Origin of the sequence: Bacterioplanoides sp. SCSIO 12839 (genome assembly GCF_024397975.1) — a bacterium.
GTDB lineage: Bacteria > Pseudomonadota > Gammaproteobacteria > Pseudomonadales > Oceanobacteraceae > Bacterioplanoides.
This window is the reverse complement of sequence record NZ_CP073745.1, coordinates 1,958,132-1,974,495: the sequence shown is the minus strand read 5'-3', so window position 1 is coordinate 1,974,495 and position 16,364 is coordinate 1,958,132. Positions and strand designations below refer to the sequence as shown.

The following is a 16,364-nucleotide window of genomic DNA, read 5'->3' as shown; positions in this document are numbered from 1 at the left end:
ATGAATTTGCCAAACATTCTCACCCTTGCCCGTATCGTTATGATCCCGCTGATGGTGATATGTTTTTACTGGCCTGCAGAGCAAGGAAAACTTTGGGCTGCGTTTATCTTCTGGCTTGCAGGCGTAACCGATTGGTTTGATGGTTATCTGGCGCGCAAGCTGAATCAAAGTACACCGCTCGGAGCTTTCCTTGACCCGGTAGCCGACAAACTGATTGTTGCGGTTGCCTTTGTGCTGCTGGTTGAGCAATACGACACCATCTGGGTCACGATTCCGGCTTGTATCATTATTGGCCGCGAAATTGTGATTTCGGCACTGCGAGAGTGGATGGCTGAGCTGGGTAAGCGCGCCAGTGTTGCTGTTAGCTATGTTGGTAAGGTGAAAACCTTTCTGCAGATGTCGGCTATTTTTTTTCTGATGGCAGGGCAGTTTCACATCGTTGTTGAGTGGATTGGCTGGATTTCATTATTTGTGGCGGCGGTTTTAACAATCTGGTCGATGATGATTTACCTGAAAGCAGCCTGGCCAGAGCTAATGGGTAAGTCGTAAATCATTAGTCATCTTCAAAAAAATCGGCTAAGTGCTTAAAAAGTAAGAAAAAACAGTTGACTTCATGGGCGCAATCTCTAAAATGCGCTCCATCGTTTAGCGGGAATAGCTCAGTTGGTAGAGCACAACCTTGCCAAGGTTGGGGTCGCGAGTTCGAATCTCGTTTCCCGCTCCAAACTTCCTCTGGAAGTTAAATCGATAATGGCGCGATAGCAAAGAGGCCATGCCGCGGATTGCAAATCCGCTGACGCCGGTTCGAATCCGGCTCGCGCCTCCACTTATTATTAAGTGATCGATTAAACGATAGATTCCTGGCAGTATTCACGCTGCATCGACTTTTCAGTCGACCCCGATGCCCGGGTGGTGGAATTGGTAGACACAGGAGACTTAAAATCTCCCGTACTTAGTACGTGCCGGTTCAAGTCCGGCCCCGGGCACCATTTTAAAAACCCTTCTAAATCAATATCTTACAAAGAATTTCATCTTTTGTTTTCTGCAATGTCTTCTATCTATGATTTCCATTAGTAGACGCATAGTAGACTAGTTGGCTGGCATTTTTTCTTATCAACCAGAAAGGAAATAGCCATGAAGAAAAATATCTTTCCGCCCCTGAAACTCGCTTGCACCCATAAGTCACAGACTTTACTGATCGAGAAGTCACACTCTAGCTGCACCGGCACGTCACATTCTCCAACATCCGGAGAGTCACACCTTTGCCCCTTGGGCGAGTCACAACTTTCTGCGCCGGTTATGTCACAGACAATAGACTTGGGAAGCTACCTCTCTGCCTGGAATGTGCAGCCGATAGCAATTCAGCGCATAGAAGCTAAGCGCCTTCTTGAGGTCGCTCGCCAGAATTTATCATCCAACAATTCAAGCCGCTGCATGGCGTAATCTAGGAGTGACCATTATGACTGAGCAGATGCAAAACAGGATTAAAGGAATGGCAGAGGACACCTTAAGCAAGGATGAGTTTGCCTGGAGAATAAGCCAGCTTGAAGACTGGCAAAAGGAGGAGTTTCTTATCAAACTCAGAGAGCTACTGGATAAGCATTCACACATCACGCACTGAGCACTTCAATCGGTGTTTAACTCAGGTCAAACAGTGGTTAAACATGGGAAAACAGTGTTATCCCATGTTTAACCTGGCAATCATGCAGGCTGTTCAGGTTTCACCAAGCGACCAGTAAGCATATCGACATAATCCCCAACAGTCTTAATATCACTATCCTTGAGGGCCAACGGCTCATCATCCATTAGGACGCGCCCTTGAATCATATCTTTGATCTCATCAAGGCGGCGGTAAAGCAGCAATAATGGCTTGCATTGTACTTCCGCTTCCATTTGATCAATGCCGCCAAATAACCAGCCGCGAGCAATTTCTTGAGAGCGAAGCTCATCAATCTCTGACTGCGTGGCGTAGTAATCTTCAAACAGTTGCTCAACATCAACTTCCGCATGATCCGCAACCACGACCCCGTCAATTACCAGTGCAGACTCGGCATCTGTCGGCTCCGATTTCGATTCGGCAGGTACCCAGCCATAACCCTGATAATATTCCTGCAAGGATTTAACCTGATTATCATTCAGTACACGCTTGCGGCTTTCATACTGAGACAAGTATCCACGACTTAAACCAACGTCGTTAGATACCTTCGCCTGAGACAGGCTTAATTCAGCACGCGCCTGCGCTGACAGTTCAGGGGTTAAAATTGTGTTTTCCATAGTTTCTTACTCATTCAAAGTTTAATTAAAGGATTGCGTACAGTTATTGTCACAAGTCCTAGGTGGCGGCTGCGCCGCCTTGTTTTCGGCGTCCCGTCGTTGAATCGTCCAAATACGATCACGGGTTACCAAAACTCGTCTGGCTACTGCCATTCCATCAAGGTTCACCAGCAGGCCAATCAGTTTCTTAATCTTTTCTGCATAGGTGTTTTCTGCATCACCTTCCAGATACTCAGGGCGTAATAACAGGTCTTCACGCTTAGCCAGCGCACCGCCCAAAGCCTCTACGAATCTTGCCCACTCGCCCCGGTCTGCTGCTGAATGCACTTCTCTAAGCTCTTCTGAATCAAGCCCCAATTCATCGAACCCTTTGCGTCGCAGCTCGCGCCAAACAGAGACAGAGGCCGTCCCAATCTGCTGGAACTGGCGAATCCCCCATAAAGAAGCCCAAGCCCGAACCCTAAGAGAACCACTGTTTCCGTCCGTACCGCCTTCGTGGTCGTAATCGACTGAGAATCCGTCGATGTTTTTGGCGACGTATTTGGACATGTATCCGGCTGCTGATCCCAGCGCCGGGTCGATTTGCTTAACGTCCCACCGATTCTTCTGAGCGCCATTTTCATTACCGTCCTCTTTAAGTGCATGCTTGCCGAAGACTTCAGCAGCACGAGCCGCCACGTCTTCAGGCAGGAAAATCATTAAGTGAAAGTGGGGTGTTCCATCGTGATGGGGTTCCGCTACACGGAATCCGAACACCCGGATATTTTCACGCGCCCAGTGCGCCCGGATGCGTGACCAAACACCATTCAGGTAAGCCATGGTGTCTACTGGTGTTGAGCCATTAAATTTGGAATTAGCGCGGCCTGCTTTGATTTGAGCGTGATACTTAGACGGGGCTGTCAGTGTGTAGAACTGACCTACAAAGCCCATTGCGGTGGCGACTTCTTCATAACCACGCATGCGGGTCATCAATTCATTACGACGGTTAATCGGGTTAGACACGGATGCCGCAATAGCGTCAGCTAGAGGCACTTTTACGCAGTCCAGACCCTCACCGGATACGGCCTCATAATCGCCCATCATTTCTGCGTTACTAATCTGGCGCTGCTGCCATTTTTTATAACTGTACTCACTGATATAAGGCGACACACCAAACCGGACGCCGCCGACTTCACGGATTGCCGCCTCAGTCTTACGGCCCGCCACTTTTCGCAACTGACGACGCCACCACTTGTCACACTGAGCACGAGCAATGCAGCCCATTACCGCCGCCGCTGTATCGGCCTTTGGCTTTAGTTCAATGCCGAACTCAGCACAAAACGCCTTAACATCGGCGAACATTTCCGACAGATCACCGGCGTGTTTTTTGCCAGACAACCGCACCAGCGTTTCACAGCGAAACGCCTTGGCTTTCGCCATGTCTTTTACTTCGTTTTCATCCAATGCCGCTGATACACCACGACACAGCCGAAGCCGGGTATTGATCCGCTCAATCTCTTTTAACGCGAACTCAGCGCCTTTGTTCTTCAGATTCTTCTTGTGGAAATTGGTCAGATAACCAGACAGCCGCCCATGATTGTTACAGGCGCGCTTTAATGCTTTTTTGGCACTGGAACGTGCCTGATACCGTGCCGACGCCTTGCGCAGCCACTTATTCGCCGATACAACGCAATCAGCCGCCCGCCAGTCGTAACCAGCCAGCAGCACAAGGGCATTCTCTGGCGTATGTCGCTCAGCAATGCCCTGTACAAATTTACGTTGATCACGATTAAACGAACCGTTATTACTGGTGTTTAATGCGTTTAAACATGGCGAAACACTGGTTTTAAAACCAGCTTGAACAAGCATATCCACTGAATTAACCTTACTCTGCTAAGAGAAATACCAAGCCCATGCACTGCGCCAACAGTCATGGGCTTTTCTATTTATGCTGCAGAGGCAGTGCCTTGCTGGTATTCAGAGGTTGAGCGCCGGGCGCTTGATGCAACAAATGCTTCTAAGTCTTCCGGACGATATCTGATGGCGCGAGCGCCAAGCTGAACAAATGGGATTCGCGCAGCCTCGCAGCGGTCACGATTCAGGAATGCAGAGCTTACGCCTAAAAATTCAGCAGCCTGCTTGGTTGTTAAGAGTTGTCTAGTCATCGTTTGCCTCATTCATTCTTTGCAATTGATGACAGGAGTATCTTTGGTGGGCTTAATTGTTGGAATGCTTCTACACTGCAGACTGCATAACACGGCAGCCTGCAATGCACGCGACATTCACTGGTTAATGTGCTTATTCCAAGCAGCAACCAGAGTTCGGGGGTTGGAAATGAAACTTCTGTCTCGATCCGACATAATCTTGTCGATGTAATGCTGAGCAGCATCACCTTTTCTAAAGGGAATTGATTGCTTTAGTTGAGTGGAATACCACTCAATAAACCCCTCTTTTATTTTATTGCCAGGAGCATTTTTCATTTGTGCTGCCTTGGTTTTAGACAGGCGTTCTTTTACTGAATTGGCGGCCATCGCAACATGATTAGCAAGCCCCTCTGGCTCTTTTGCCAGCTCTGACATGGTCAATAGAGTCCTAATCTCAAACGCTCTAGCTAACAACTCACCAATTAAATCTGCAGCAGTTGATTGATCCGGCCGAAGAACAATTTTTCCGGTAATAGATTCATGACTTAAGTATTTGGCAATGTACACCAGAGCTATAAGTTGGACTGCATAACACTCTGGCCATGAGAAGTTATCAAGCCCGAGTACTTCCGTCGGGGTTTTACCTGATGCTCTCATCATATTGAGAAAGGGTAGTTTTAGTGCACCCGGGTAAAGTTGATTTGGTTGCACATGAAGATTTGTGCTAATGGACGAGGGTGTAAGCCCATTCAGCTCAACAACTAAGCTTTTAATCAGTTCTTTTTGCGCATCTTTGCTCTCGAAATTCGACAAATCCATGTTTAACAGTGGTAGGCCACCATAAAGAGAGGAATAAAAGCCCGGGCTTTTAGAGAACTGATCATGAATGCGTGTTTCGCTTATGCCAAGGTCAACTGGTATTACATCGTCTGTTGCCAGCTTTATCTCAAAGAGCATTAACTGAGATCTGATGATCTCGTAATCGATTGCCCATAAAGCTCTATCTATGCTTTCAATCGACTTGTTTTTTAAGCACTCGACCGCAACAAACTCACACTCTTGCCACAGCTGAGTATTGGACAGGCTGGTAATTTCCACATTCGGTGAGTTTTCGCAGTAATCAATAATATAGCCATCATACTGGGAAAACTCTTTGATAAAGGGGCTATTTAGATTCACCTTATACGAGTTACTCATTTTCAACTTTCTCCAGGATGAATTTACTAATTTTCTCCATTGGCTCTCTCAGGCGATCCACGCTGGAAACGATATAGCCAGCTGTTACATCATTAGGGTCGCGGTGGTTCATTAATCGCTTGAGTGCATAAGCGGGGATATCCAAGCTTTCAGCAATGGTAATAAATGTCCGCCGTAGATCGTGTAGGGTGGTGTTTTTCCCTGTTTCCTGCTCTATATATCTGAATGCACTGCGTGGCTCACTCAGGTGAGTGTCAGTTCTGGGGCTTGGAAATACCCATTCGCTTTCGCTCTGTTGGTGGCGGTGCTTTAGCAGAGACTGCAAATGGGTGGTCAGTGGCAGGGTGTGAGGTTCTCGATTTTTTGTATCAGGCACGGTCAGCGTATTTGCCTCAAAACTGATGTTTTCCCACTTTAGAGTGGCTGCCTCTGTTTTTCTCAGGCCAGTAAATAGGATCAGGTGTAGATAATCCCGTGTGACATCATAGGCGAGCTGGTTGGTGGCTTCATACCACGGCTTCAATTCATGCGGCTCCAGCAATGATTGACGACGATCAACCCGATACCAGCCACGGGTCTGGCTGATTCCGTCTACCGGGTTTGTTTCAACAATAGGCTTTGCTGAGTCTCCATTGTGCTTGGCGATAACGTGATTGAATACAGCCCTTAGCACCCTCATTGCGTTGTTTGCGCGAGCAGGGGCGCGACCACCAATGTCGGAGTGACGCTCCTGCACCATCGACTTACTAATATCCGCAATGCGCTTCCGGTGCCAGTCTGAGAAACAGCCATTCATGCACTTGCGGTAGTTGTTTATCGTGCCTGATTTGAGGTCTTTTCGAGTGTTTAGGTAGTCCTCAAAAGCTTCAATCAGAGTGATATTTCGGCTCTTTCTGATGCGCTTTTCTTCTGCCGGGTCATTCCCCTTGGCAATCTCGCCAAGCAACTCCTGCGCCTTGGCTCTGGCTTGAGCGGGAGTTAATTCGCCGTATTTGGCAATGGTCATGCGCCTAACGCGCCCGTCAATTCGCTTCTCAAGGATGAATGTCTTTGTGCCACCACTCCAAACCCTAAGGGCAAAGCCCTTTAGCGTATCGTCGCGATAGAATACCTGGGTAGGTTTTCCATCCGGTTTTAATGGTGGTGGTTCAACCTTATCAATGAATGATTTGGTAAGATTTGGCATGCCTTTATCGTCTACGAATGATGTTTAGTAGACAAATAGTAGACACCTTTGATATAAAATCGTCAATGATCAGCTAACAACTGCAAAGAGTTAATCAAGGTAAACTGCTGATTTTAAAGGGTTTGTATAATGTGGTGTAATGCCATGCAACAAGTGGTGAAAAAACTTAAAATCTCCCGTACTTAGTACGTGCCGGTTCAAGTCCGGCCCCGGGCACCATTTATACGACATCCTTAGTCAAATTTTAAAATTCTGAATTCAACCTTCTTAGGCTCTCATTGCGATCTTTTGCTGTAGCTAGCCCCTGGTTTTATGTTGCGAATTGGCGGATCTCCATTGTGTCTGTTTAGCTGCAATATGAAGGCTTTTGCTATGCATTGCCTGACGGTAAAATTACGGAAATTACTACAAAAGCATCCATGATGAGTCTTTTCGATTATATTGAGCCCGTTTTTCGCCCACCTTCCGAAGGTAAATCCCTGATCCTTCAGGTAACCAATGGTTGCTCCTGGAATAACTGCACCTTCTGCGATATGTACACTCAGTCGCAGAAAAAATTCCGTGCAAAAAAAGAAGGCGAAATTATCGAGGAGCTGAAAGAGGCCGCCGCGATTGGCCCGCGCTTCGAAAAAATCTTCCTGGCCGATGGCGATGCCATGGTGCTGTCATCCCGCAAGCTGATCACCATTTTGGAAGCTATCAAGCAATACACGCCCTGGGTTAAGCGTGTTGGCGCGTATTGTTTACCTCGTAATATTCGTAAGAAGTCCGTCGAAGAGCTGCAGCAAATGCGTGAGCTTGGCTTGGGTATTCTGTATGTCGGTGCAGAAAGCGGCGACGATGAGGTACTGGAGTTCATCAAAAAGGGTGAAAGTTATCAATCCACTCTGGATGCGCTGGTTAAAATCAAACAGGCCGATATTAAATCCTCTGTGATGATCCTCAATGGCATGGGTGGCGTAAAGTACAGTGAGCAACATGCTCGCAATTCTGCGTTGCTGATGAATGAAGCGCAGCCGGATTTCCTTTCGACTCTGGTGGTAAGCTATCCAATCGGCGATGAGCGGGTAAAAGAAGGCTTTAATGGCGAATACCAGCTGCCGGATCAAATGCAGCTTTTTAAAGAGTTGCGCTTACTGATTGATACGCTTGAGCTGGAGAATACCGTGTTCCGTAGCGATCATGCGTCTAACTATCTGCCACTAAAAGGCAATCTTGGCGAAGATAAGGCCATGATGCTGGCGCAGCTGGATGAAGCAATGGCAGGGCGCATTGCCTTGCGGCAAGAGTGGCAGCGAGGTTTGTAATATGAATCTATCCAGCCTTGAGCAGCAAATCGGCCTGGAAGGCAGTAATCAACTCCCACCCGTTGAAAAATGGCACCCTGAGCTAAGTGGCGATATGGATATGGTGATCCGTAAAGACGGCTCGTGGTGGCATGAGGGGGTGAAGATCGAGAGAGAAAAGCTCACACGCCTATTTGCCAGTATTTTGCGCAAGGAAGGTGAGGAGTTCTTTATTCTGACGCCGGTCGAAAAATGGCGAATTCGGGTGGAAGATCATCCCTTTGTCATCACCATGATCGAGTCGAAAGACCATCATATTGAAGCCATCACCAATACCGGTGACCTGCTGACTATTGATGCGCAGCATCCATTATTGCTGTCACAACTGGGCGGTGAATCCATTCCTGAGATGGAAGTGCGAAATGGCCTGATGGCGCGCTTCTCACGCAATGCTTTTTACGATCTGGCAGAGCTGGCGACTGAGAGGGGTGATGGGTTTTATATCAACTCAGCTGGGGCTGAATTTAAGATTGGCTAGGTATCTTGAATTAGCTGGCTAAAGGATGAGTTGTCTTCGAGAGCAGCAACAGGATGTTGCGCTAGCATCAAAGGCACATGGATGTGCCTCTGATGCGGTGGCAGAAAATAACCCACCCTTATAGTTAGCCTAGCTAGTTGAGTCGCTACGACTAAGTTGCCGGAATATTCAGGCCCTTTTCAACCGCAGGGCGCTGCACAAAGCGCTCGACATACGCCACGACATTTTTAAAGCTGGCAAATTCCACTTCATCCGCCGCCTTATATGAATGGGTAATGGCGCGCAGCCATGGACCAATGGCAATATCGGCAATTGAGAATTCTCCGGTGATCCATTCCTGATTGGCGACTTGCTGGTCAACCACGTTCAATAAACGTTTCACTTCGCTGTAATAACGCTCACGCGGGCGTGGATCTTCAATTTCCTTACCACCATAGGCGTGAAAGAAGCCCAGCTGACCCGTCATTGGCCCAAGGCCGCCAACCTGAAAAAACACCCACTGTATAATTGCAGCACGCTCAGCGGCGCTGCTGCCCAGCAATTGGCCGGCTTTTTCTGCCAGGTAGAGAAGAATGGCGCCGGACTCAAATAAGGCGAGCGGTTTTCCATCTGGGCCGTTCGGGTCGATGATGGCTGGAATCTTATTGTTGGGATTGAGTGATAAAAACTCAGGTGTGCGCACATCTCCTGATAAGCCAATCAGGTGTGGCTCATATTCCAGTCCAAGCTCTTCTAATGCGATCGATATTTTTACGCCATTGGGAGTGGGGTAGGAATACAGCTGAATAACATCGGGGTTGGTTGCAGGCCACTTTTGTGTGATTGGATATTCGTTTAGAGAAGAATAGTTTTGCTGTGCACTCATTGTAGTTCCGTTTAGCTCCGCTTGTTAATGGTCTTAATGAGTATAGTGGTGTCTGATGATTAATTCAGAAGTGCTTGAAATAAAACAATTTGTTTCGGTTTGGCGGCGTTTGTTTCGCGCATGTAGCACAAACAAAAAAGGCGCTTCATTTCGGAAGCGCCTTTTGAAACCGCAATAGCGCGATCACATGTTTGGATAGTTAGGACCGCCGCCACCTTCTGGTGTTACCCAGGTGATGTTCTGTGATGGGTCTTTGATATCACAGGTTTTACAGTGAACACAGTTCTGAGAGTTGATCTGGAAACGCTGACCGTTTTCATCTTCAACAATCTCGTATACACCAGCAGGGCAGTAGCGCTGAGCTGGCTCGTCCCATTTTTCCAGGTTTACACCCAGTGGGATGCTGTTGTCTTTTAAGCGCAGGTGGCACAGCTGATCTTCAGCGTGGTTTACGTTACCAATGAATACTGAGTCCAGCTTAGCGAAGCTGATTACACCATCTGGTTTCGGATAATCGATCTTCTTGCACTCAGACGCAGGCTTCAGGGTTGCATGGTCTGGCGTGGTGTCGTGCAGGGTAACTGGAATCGGGAAGATGTTCTGATCGATGAAGTTAAATGCGCCACCCAGGAAGGTGCCGAATTTATGCATTGCAGGACCGAAATTACGGCTGCGGTGCAGTTCTTGCCACGCCCAGCTGTCTCCAAATGCCTTGGTGAACTCAACGATTTCATCGTTAGCACGGTCGGCTTTCATTGCCGCTACCACTTGCTCAGCAGCAATGATGCCGCTCTTCATGGCAGTGTGAGTACCCTTGATCTTAGAGAAGTTCAGGGTGCCAGCGTCACAACCTACAACCAGGCCGCCCGGGAAGGTCATCTTAGGCAGACAGTTCAGGCCACCTTTGGTGATTGCACGAGCGCCGTAAGATACACGCTTGCCGCCTTCCAGATATTTCTTGATCACCGGGTGATGCTTCATGCGCTGGAATTCGTCGAACGGGCTCAGGTGTGGGTTGTCGTAAGACAGGTCGGTAATCAGACCAACAACCACCTGGTTATTTTCGGCGTGGTACAGGAAGAAACCACCAGAAGAACCAGATTCGCTCAGTGGCCAGCCAGCGCCGTGCAGTACCAGACCTTCTTCGTGCAGCTCTGGGTTAATGTCCCACAGCTCTTTAATACCGATACCGTAGTGCTGAGGATCTTTGCCTTCGTCCAGCTTGAACTCAGAGATCAGCTGTTTGCCAAGGTGGCCGCGACAGCCTTCGGCGAAGATGGTGTATTTGGCGCGCAGTTCCATGCCCGGCATGTAAGTGTCTTTTTGCTCACCTTCTTCACTGATGCCCATGTCACCGGTAATGATGCCTTTTACAGCGCCATTTTCGACGATGTATTCAGCTGCTGGGAAGCCAGGGTAGATTTCTACGCCCAGGTTCTCAGCTTGCTCACCCAGCCAGCGCGCAAAGTTGCCCAGGGAAACGATGTAGTTGCCATCGTTATGCATTGGCTTAGGAATAGCCCAGTGTGGTGCCTTGGTAGCTTTCTCTTCACTGGTCAGGAAGTAAACTTCGTCACCTTTAACCGGGGTGTTCAGAGGAGCACCCAGCTCTTTCCAATTAGGGAATAATTCGGCCAGTGCGCGATCTTCAATAACCGCACCTGATAAGATATGAGCGCCAACCTCGGAACCTTTCTCTACCAGACATACGGCGATTTCTTCACCGGCTTCTTCTGCAAGCTGCTTGATGCGGATTGCGGTAGACAGGCCTGCGGGGCCACCGCCGACGATGACTACGTCGTATTCCATAACTTCACGTTGCATGGTGTTCTCCTCAGACTCAAACCCAAACGCTGAACAGAAAGGCTCACGGTGCCTGTTTATGTGTTCAGTGTTAACACTTTTATATTGGCCCATTGGTGTTTAAATCGAGTAGACTTAAACGGGCGTTTGAATTCCGGCATTATACGTCGGTGTTTTTACCAAGCAACTGATTTCATGGGGAAATCACGCAAAAAGTGCTGCCGGACCCTTTAAAAAGGGCGGATATTGGACATGCTATTGACGCTTACGTCAAACATCCCAATAATGTGGCGCGCTGGAAAGGGGCTATTCCGGTTTCATCTTATTGGTGTGGCATCGGCCTCTTTATTCATCCACCAAGATAATTACGAGGAATCTATGAAGGTTCTTGTCGCTGTTAAACGCGTAATCGATTACAACGTAAAAGTACGCGTAAAGCCAGATAACTCAGACGTTGATCTGACCAACGTTAAAATGGCTATGAACCCATTCTGTGAAATCGCAGTGGAAGAAGCTGTTCGCCTGAAAGAAAAGGGTGTTGCTTCTGAAGTTGTGGTTGTTTCTATCGGTCCTAAAGTGGCTCAGGAGCAAATCCGTACTGCTCTGGCTCTGGGTGCTGATCGCGGTATTCTGATTGAAACCGAAGAGAAACTGGAATCTCTGTCTGTTGCTAAGCTGCTGAAAGCGGTAGTTGAAAAAGAACAGCCTCAAATCGTTCTGATGGGTAAGCAAACCATCGATAGCGATAACAACCAGACTGGTCAGATGCTGGGCGCACTGACTGGCATGCCTCAAGGCACCTTCGCTTCTGAAGTTGCTGTTGATGGCGACAAAGTAAACGTTACTCGTGAAATCGATGGCGGCCTGCGTACTGTTGCTCTGAACCTGCCAGCAATCGTTACCACCGACCTGCGTCTGAACGAACCTCGTTATGCTTCTCTGCCAAACATCATGAAAGCTAAGCGTAAGCCTCTGGATATGACTTCTCCGGCTGACCTGGGTGTTGAAGTTGCTTCTACTCAGTCTCTGGTTAAAGTAGCTCCACCTGCTGAGCGCTCTGCTGGCATCAAGGTAGCGGATGTTGCCGAGCTGGTCGACAAACTGAAAAACGACGCGAAAGTGCTTTAAGGAGACTATGTAATGACTATCTTAGTAATCGCTGAGCACAATAACGCTGCTTTAGGCGCTGCAACTCTGAACACCGTTACTGCTGCTAAAGCAATTGGTGGTGATGTTGAAGTTCTGGTTGCTGGTTCTAACTGTGGCGCTGCAGCTGAAGCAGCGGCCAAAGTAGACGGTGTTGCTAAAGTACTGGTTGCTGATAATGCAGCATACGAGTATCAGCTGGCTGAAAACATGGGCGAACTGGTTGCTGAACTGGGTAAAGGCTACAGCCACATCCTGGCCGCTGCGACCACTACCGGTAAAGACTTCCTGCCGCGCGCTGCAGCTCTGTTAGACGTTAACATGCTGTCTGAAGTGATTGGTGTTGAAGCAGAAGATACTTTCTCTCGTCCAATCTACGCTGGTAACGCCATCGCGACTGTTAAGTCTGCTGACAGCATCAAAGTGATGACTGTTCGTGGTACTGCATTTGATGCAGCGGCTGCTGAAGGCGGTTCTGCTGCTGTTGAAGCAGTTGACGTTGTTAAAGATGCTGGCATCTCTGGCTTCGCGGGTGAAGAACTGGCTAAGTCTGATCGTCCAGACCTGACTGCTGCTGACATTGTTATTTCCGGTGGTCGTGGTATGCAAAACGGCGACAACTTTGAAATGCTGTACAAAGTGGCTGACAAGCTGGGTGCTGCTGTTGGTGCATCTCGTGCCGCGGTTGATGCTGGCTTCGTTCCAAACGATATGCAGGTTGGTCAAACTGGTAAAATCGTTGCTCCAGGACTGTACGTTGCGGTTGGTATTTCCGGCGCAATCCAGCACCTGGCTGGCATGAAGGACTCTAAAGTTATTGTTGCTATCAACAAAGATGAAGAAGCTCCTATCTTCCAGGTAGCCGATTACGGCTTGGTTGCTGATCTGTTCGAAGCAGTTCCAGAACTGGAAAATGCTCTGTAATATCAGTAGCTTAGAAAAAACCCGGCTTATGCCGGGTTTTTTTATGTCATCGAGTTGTCATTTTTTGGTAATAAGGTAACGTACCTCACAAATTGCTCCACTGAAAGGAATGTGTTTTGAAAATTACAGTCGTAGGAACCGGCTATGTTGGCCTTGTGACAGGCGCTTGCTTTGCGGAAATGGGAAATACCGTAACCTGTCTTGATGCTGACCCCAAGCGAGTTAAATCTATTGTTGCTGGTGAAATTCCGGTATTCGAACCCGGGCTGGATGCCATCATCCAGAACAACACTAAAGCCGGTCGCCTTGAATTTGCCGATGGCAATATAAACACTCGCTCCCAGATTTATTTTATAGCGCTTGAGTCTCAACAGGCCTGCAACGATCCTGGATTGGTGCTGGAATCGGCACGCAACATTGGCCGGATAATCAACGACTATGCGGTTATTGTTAACAAATCGAGCGCACCGGTTGGCACAACTGAAAAAATTGCCCAGGTTGTTGAGGAAGAATTACAGCAGCGCGGTGTGCAAGTCGAGTTCGATGTGGTTTCTAATCCGGAATTCCTGAAAGAAGGGGTTGCCGTTGATGATTTTATGCGCCCGGATCGCATTGTTATTGGCGTAGAAAGCCTTCGCGCACGAAACGCGATGTCTGAGTTGTACCAAAGCTTTTCACGCAATCACGATAAGCTGATGTTTATGGGGATTCGTGATGCCGAAATGACTAAGCATGCAGCGAGCGCCATGCTGGCAACCAAAATTTCGTTCATGAACGAAATTGCCAATCTGGCTGAGTGCATGGGGGTTGATATCGAGCAGGTCAGAAAAGGGATTGGCTCAGATAGCCGGATCGGTTATTCCTACATTTATCCTGGCTGCGGCTATGGCGGCTCCTTTGTTTCTAAAGATATGCAGGCGCTGATTCAGATGGGACAGGCCTGTGGTTATGATACTGACATCCTGAAAAGTGTTGAACGCCGCAATCAGTCTCAAAAGCACCGCTTATTTGAGAAGCTGGCCAATCGTTTTGGTCAGGACATGACAGGAAAAACCATTGCAGTATGGGGGCTTGCCTTTAAGCCCGGTACGGATGACATGCAGCAATCCAGCTCGCTGGAATTGATTAATCGCCTGTTAGAGGCCGGTGCCAGAGTCAGAGCGTACGATCCTCTGGCTATGAATGAGAGTAAATTGCATTTTCCTGACACTGTTTTCGATGAACAACGTCTTATTTTATGCGAGCATCAGTACGATGCATTAGCGGACGCTGATGCCATGGTGTTAGTCACGGAGTGGAAACCGTTCCGTCAGCCAGACTTCAACGCCATTAAAAAATTATTAAAACAACCCGTGATCATAGACGGCCGTAACCAGTACGATCCATACAGTCTTAAATCACAAGGGTTTGATTACACCGGCATTGGCCGGGATCGTTTAGGATAAGTATGACCGCCAGTACAACTTCCGCAGAGATTGATGCTCACATGTCAGATGAAACGCTTTTGGCGACTGCAGAGCCTGAATTCTCTGACTCTGCCGAGGTGCAAAGCACACATATCTCTCATCGAATTCCGTTTGGGTTTGCTAAACGCTTTGGTGTTCTGGTGGAAGGTAATGCCGATCAGCTAGTCGTTATTCATAAAGAAGGCTTACGCGGCGATGTACTGATGGAAGTTCAGCGTTTTCTCTCGGCGCCGTTCCGTTTGGATGTGGTGGCCGATGAGGAGTTTGAACGTCGCTTGGGGCTGGCATATCAGAGTGATAGCTCCGAAGCCATGGAGATGGTCGAAGGGCTGGGCGATGAAATGGACTTGGCCAGTCTTGCGGATTCAGTCCCGGAAACCGAAGACTTGCTGGAGCAGGAGGGTGATGCCCCCATCATTCGCCTGATCAACGCACTACTGACCGAGGCGGTCAAAGAAAGCGCCTCGGATATCCATGTCGAAACCTATGAAAAACGCTTAATTGTACGCTTCCGCGTGGATGGCGTATTACGTGAAGTAGTTCAGCCCAAACGTGCATTGGCGGCTCTACTTGTGTCGCGTATTAAAGTCATGGCAAAACTGGATATCGCTGAAAAACGTGTGCCACAGGATGGTCGTATCGCCTTACGTATCGGCGGTCGTGAAGTGGATGTGCGGGTATCAACCATGCCATCTCAGCATGGTGAGCGTATCGTAATGCGTTTGCTGGATAAGCAGGCCGGACGTTTAGGTTTGGCTCAACTGGGCTTAGCCGATCGTGATCTGCTCACTCTGCGAAACATTATTTCCAAGCCGCACGGTATTATTCTGGTAACCGGCCCAACCGGTTCGGGTAAAACCACTACCTTGTACGGTGCGCTTTCTGATCTGAATGAAACCAGCCGGAACATTCTGACTGTTGAGGATCCGGTGGAATACAGCCTGCCGGGTATTGGTCAGACTCAGGTAAACACCAAGGTTGATATGACGTTTGCTAAAGGTCTGCGCGCTATCCTCCGTCAGGACCCGGACGTGGTCATGATTGGTGAAATCCGGGATTTGGAAACGGTTGAAATTGCGATTCAGGCATCATTAACCGGTCACTTAGTATTATCAACACTGCACACCAATACTGCCGTCGGCGCCATTACCCGATTGCAGGATATGGGCGTGGAGCCTTTCTTATTGTCATCATCCATGGTGGGTGTCATTGCTCAGCGCCTGGTGCGGGTATTGTGTGATGACTGCAAAACCGCTGCGCCAGCGGATGAATCCGAATGTGAGTTACTGGGCACAGATCCAGCTAATCCTCCGGTAATTTACCATCCTAAAGGTTGTGAGAAGTGTAATCAGCTGGGCTATCGTGGCCGCCAGGGCATCTATGAAATCATCGAAGTGGATGAGCGTATGAAAACCCTGATTCATGATAAAGCCGGGGAGCAGGAGCTGGAAGAATACGCCCGTGAATCTGGCCCAAGCATTCGCCAGGACGGTATTCGTAAAGTATTGGCAGGCAGCACCACGATTGAAGAATTGTTGCGAGTAGCCAAAGGATAA

15 protein-coding genes and 4 tRNA genes are annotated in these 16,364 nt (G+C 48.5%); 12 read left to right on the top strand and 7 right to left on the bottom strand.

The genetic code is table 11. The annotated features are described in order from the left end of the window. The 5 genes from pgsA to KFF03_RS09130 all read left to right on the top strand — a co-directional run bounded on the left by pgsA (position 1) and on the right by KFF03_RS09130 (position 1,621). The gene (gene pgsA / locus KFF03_RS09150) at positions 1–549 is read left to right on the top strand and encodes a CDP-diacylglycerol--glycerol-3-phosphate 3-phosphatidyltransferase (RefSeq protein ID WP_255856592.1); all 549 of its coding nucleotides are present in this window, start codon (positions 1–3) and stop codon (positions 547–549) included. 99 nt (positions 550–648) lie between these two features. Beyond that, positions 649–724: transfer RNA gene (locus KFF03_RS09145), tRNA-Gly, on the top strand. A gap of 28 nt (positions 725–752) precedes the next feature. Continuing rightward, a tRNA-Cys gene (locus tag KFF03_RS09140) sits at positions 753–826 on the top strand. Positions 827–903: 77 nt separating this feature from the next. Continuing rightward, positions 904–989: transfer RNA gene (locus tag KFF03_RS09135), tRNA-Leu, on the top strand. Between the two features lie 470 nt (positions 990–1,459). After that, positions 1,460–1,621 carry a hypothetical protein gene (locus tag KFF03_RS09130; protein ID WP_255856591.1) on the top strand — a complete coding sequence of 54 codons (162 nt, stop codon included), beginning with the start codon at positions 1,460–1,462 and terminating at the stop codon, positions 1,619–1,621. A gap of 80 nt (positions 1,622–1,701) precedes the next feature. Here the strand turns inward: KFF03_RS09130 and KFF03_RS09125 are convergent, their stop codons facing one another. The 5 genes from KFF03_RS09125 to KFF03_RS09105 all read right to left on the bottom strand — a co-directional run bounded on the left by KFF03_RS09125 (position 1,702) and on the right by KFF03_RS09105 (position 6,780). Further along, positions 1,702–2,274: a helix-turn-helix transcriptional regulator gene (locus tag KFF03_RS09125; protein WP_255856590.1), complete on the bottom strand. Its 573-nt coding sequence runs from the start codon at positions 2,272–2,274 to the stop codon at positions 1,702–1,704. A 21-nt stretch (positions 2,275–2,295) separates the two neighbouring features. After that, entirely contained in the window at positions 2,296–4,122 is a 1,827-nt protein-coding gene (locus tag KFF03_RS09120) for a replication endonuclease (RefSeq protein WP_255856589.1), read from the bottom strand. Between the two features lie 77 nt (positions 4,123–4,199). Continuing rightward, positions 4,200–4,418 carry an AlpA family transcriptional regulator gene (locus KFF03_RS09115; protein WP_255856588.1) on the bottom strand — a complete coding sequence of 73 codons (219 nt, stop codon included), beginning with the start codon at positions 4,416–4,418 and terminating at the stop codon, positions 4,200–4,202. 117 nt (positions 4,419–4,535) lie between these two features. Next, positions 4,536–5,594, bottom strand: coding sequence for a hypothetical protein (locus KFF03_RS09110; RefSeq protein ID WP_255856587.1), 1,059 nt, complete (start codon positions 5,592–5,594; stop codon positions 4,536–4,538). After that, entirely contained in the window at positions 5,587–6,780 is a 1,194-nt protein-coding gene (locus KFF03_RS09105) for an integrase family protein (protein WP_255856586.1), read from the bottom strand. Before KFF03_RS09105 ends, KFF03_RS09110 begins: the two co-directional genes overlap by 8 nt. A gap of 141 nt (positions 6,781–6,921) precedes the next feature. Here KFF03_RS09105 and KFF03_RS09100 point away from each other — a divergent pair. The 3 genes from KFF03_RS09100 (at position 6,922) to KFF03_RS09090 (ending at position 8,604) form a co-directional block, all read left to right on the top strand. Further along, positions 6,922–6,999 (top strand) — tRNA-Leu (locus KFF03_RS09100). Positions 7,000–7,199: 200 nt separating this feature from the next. Further along, positions 7,200–8,087, top strand: coding sequence for a radical SAM protein (locus tag KFF03_RS09095; RefSeq protein WP_370647399.1), 888 nt, complete (start codon positions 7,200–7,202; stop codon positions 8,085–8,087). Position 8,088: 1 nt separating this feature from the next. Continuing rightward, the gene (locus tag KFF03_RS09090; protein WP_255856585.1) at positions 8,089–8,604 is read left to right on the top strand and encodes a DUF1285 domain-containing protein; all 516 of its coding nucleotides are present in this window, start codon (positions 8,089–8,091) and stop codon (positions 8,602–8,604) included. A gap of 151 nt (positions 8,605–8,755) precedes the next feature. On the opposite strand, the gene KFF03_RS09085 is transcribed toward KFF03_RS09090, so the two are convergent. Together KFF03_RS09085 and KFF03_RS09080 are read right to left on the bottom strand one after the other, a co-directional pair. Continuing rightward, entirely contained in the window at positions 8,756–9,469 is a 714-nt protein-coding gene (locus KFF03_RS09085; RefSeq protein WP_255856584.1) for a glutathione S-transferase N-terminal domain-containing protein, read from the bottom strand. Positions 9,470–9,652: 183 nt separating this feature from the next. Then, entirely contained in the window at positions 9,653–11,293 is a 1,641-nt protein-coding gene (locus KFF03_RS09080) for an electron transfer flavoprotein-ubiquinone oxidoreductase (protein ID WP_255856583.1), read from the bottom strand. Positions 11,294–11,650: 357 nt separating this feature from the next. Here KFF03_RS09080 and KFF03_RS09075 point away from each other — a divergent pair, with 357 nt between their 5' ends. From KFF03_RS09075 to gspE, 4 genes are all read left to right on the top strand, one after another. After that, a complete protein-coding gene (locus KFF03_RS09075) occupies positions 11,651–12,400 on the top strand; it encodes an electron transfer flavoprotein subunit beta/FixA family protein (protein ID WP_255856582.1) in 750 nt (249 codons plus the stop codon). A gap of 12 nt (positions 12,401–12,412) precedes the next feature. Continuing rightward, positions 12,413–13,342 (top strand): electron transfer flavoprotein subunit alpha/FixB family protein, encoded by a 930-nt coding sequence (locus KFF03_RS09070; RefSeq protein WP_255856581.1) that lies wholly within the window; start codon positions 12,413–12,415, stop codon positions 13,340–13,342. A 116-nt stretch (positions 13,343–13,458) separates the two neighbouring features. Further along, complete coding sequence (locus KFF03_RS09065; RefSeq protein WP_255856580.1) at positions 13,459–14,787, top strand: UDP-glucose/GDP-mannose dehydrogenase family protein; 1,329 nt, start codon at positions 13,459–13,461, stop codon at positions 14,785–14,787. A gap of 2 nt (positions 14,788–14,789) precedes the next feature. Continuing rightward, positions 14,790–16,364, top strand: coding sequence for a type II secretion system ATPase GspE (gene gspE / locus KFF03_RS09060; protein ID WP_304941495.1), 1,575 nt, complete (start codon positions 14,790–14,792; stop codon positions 16,362–16,364).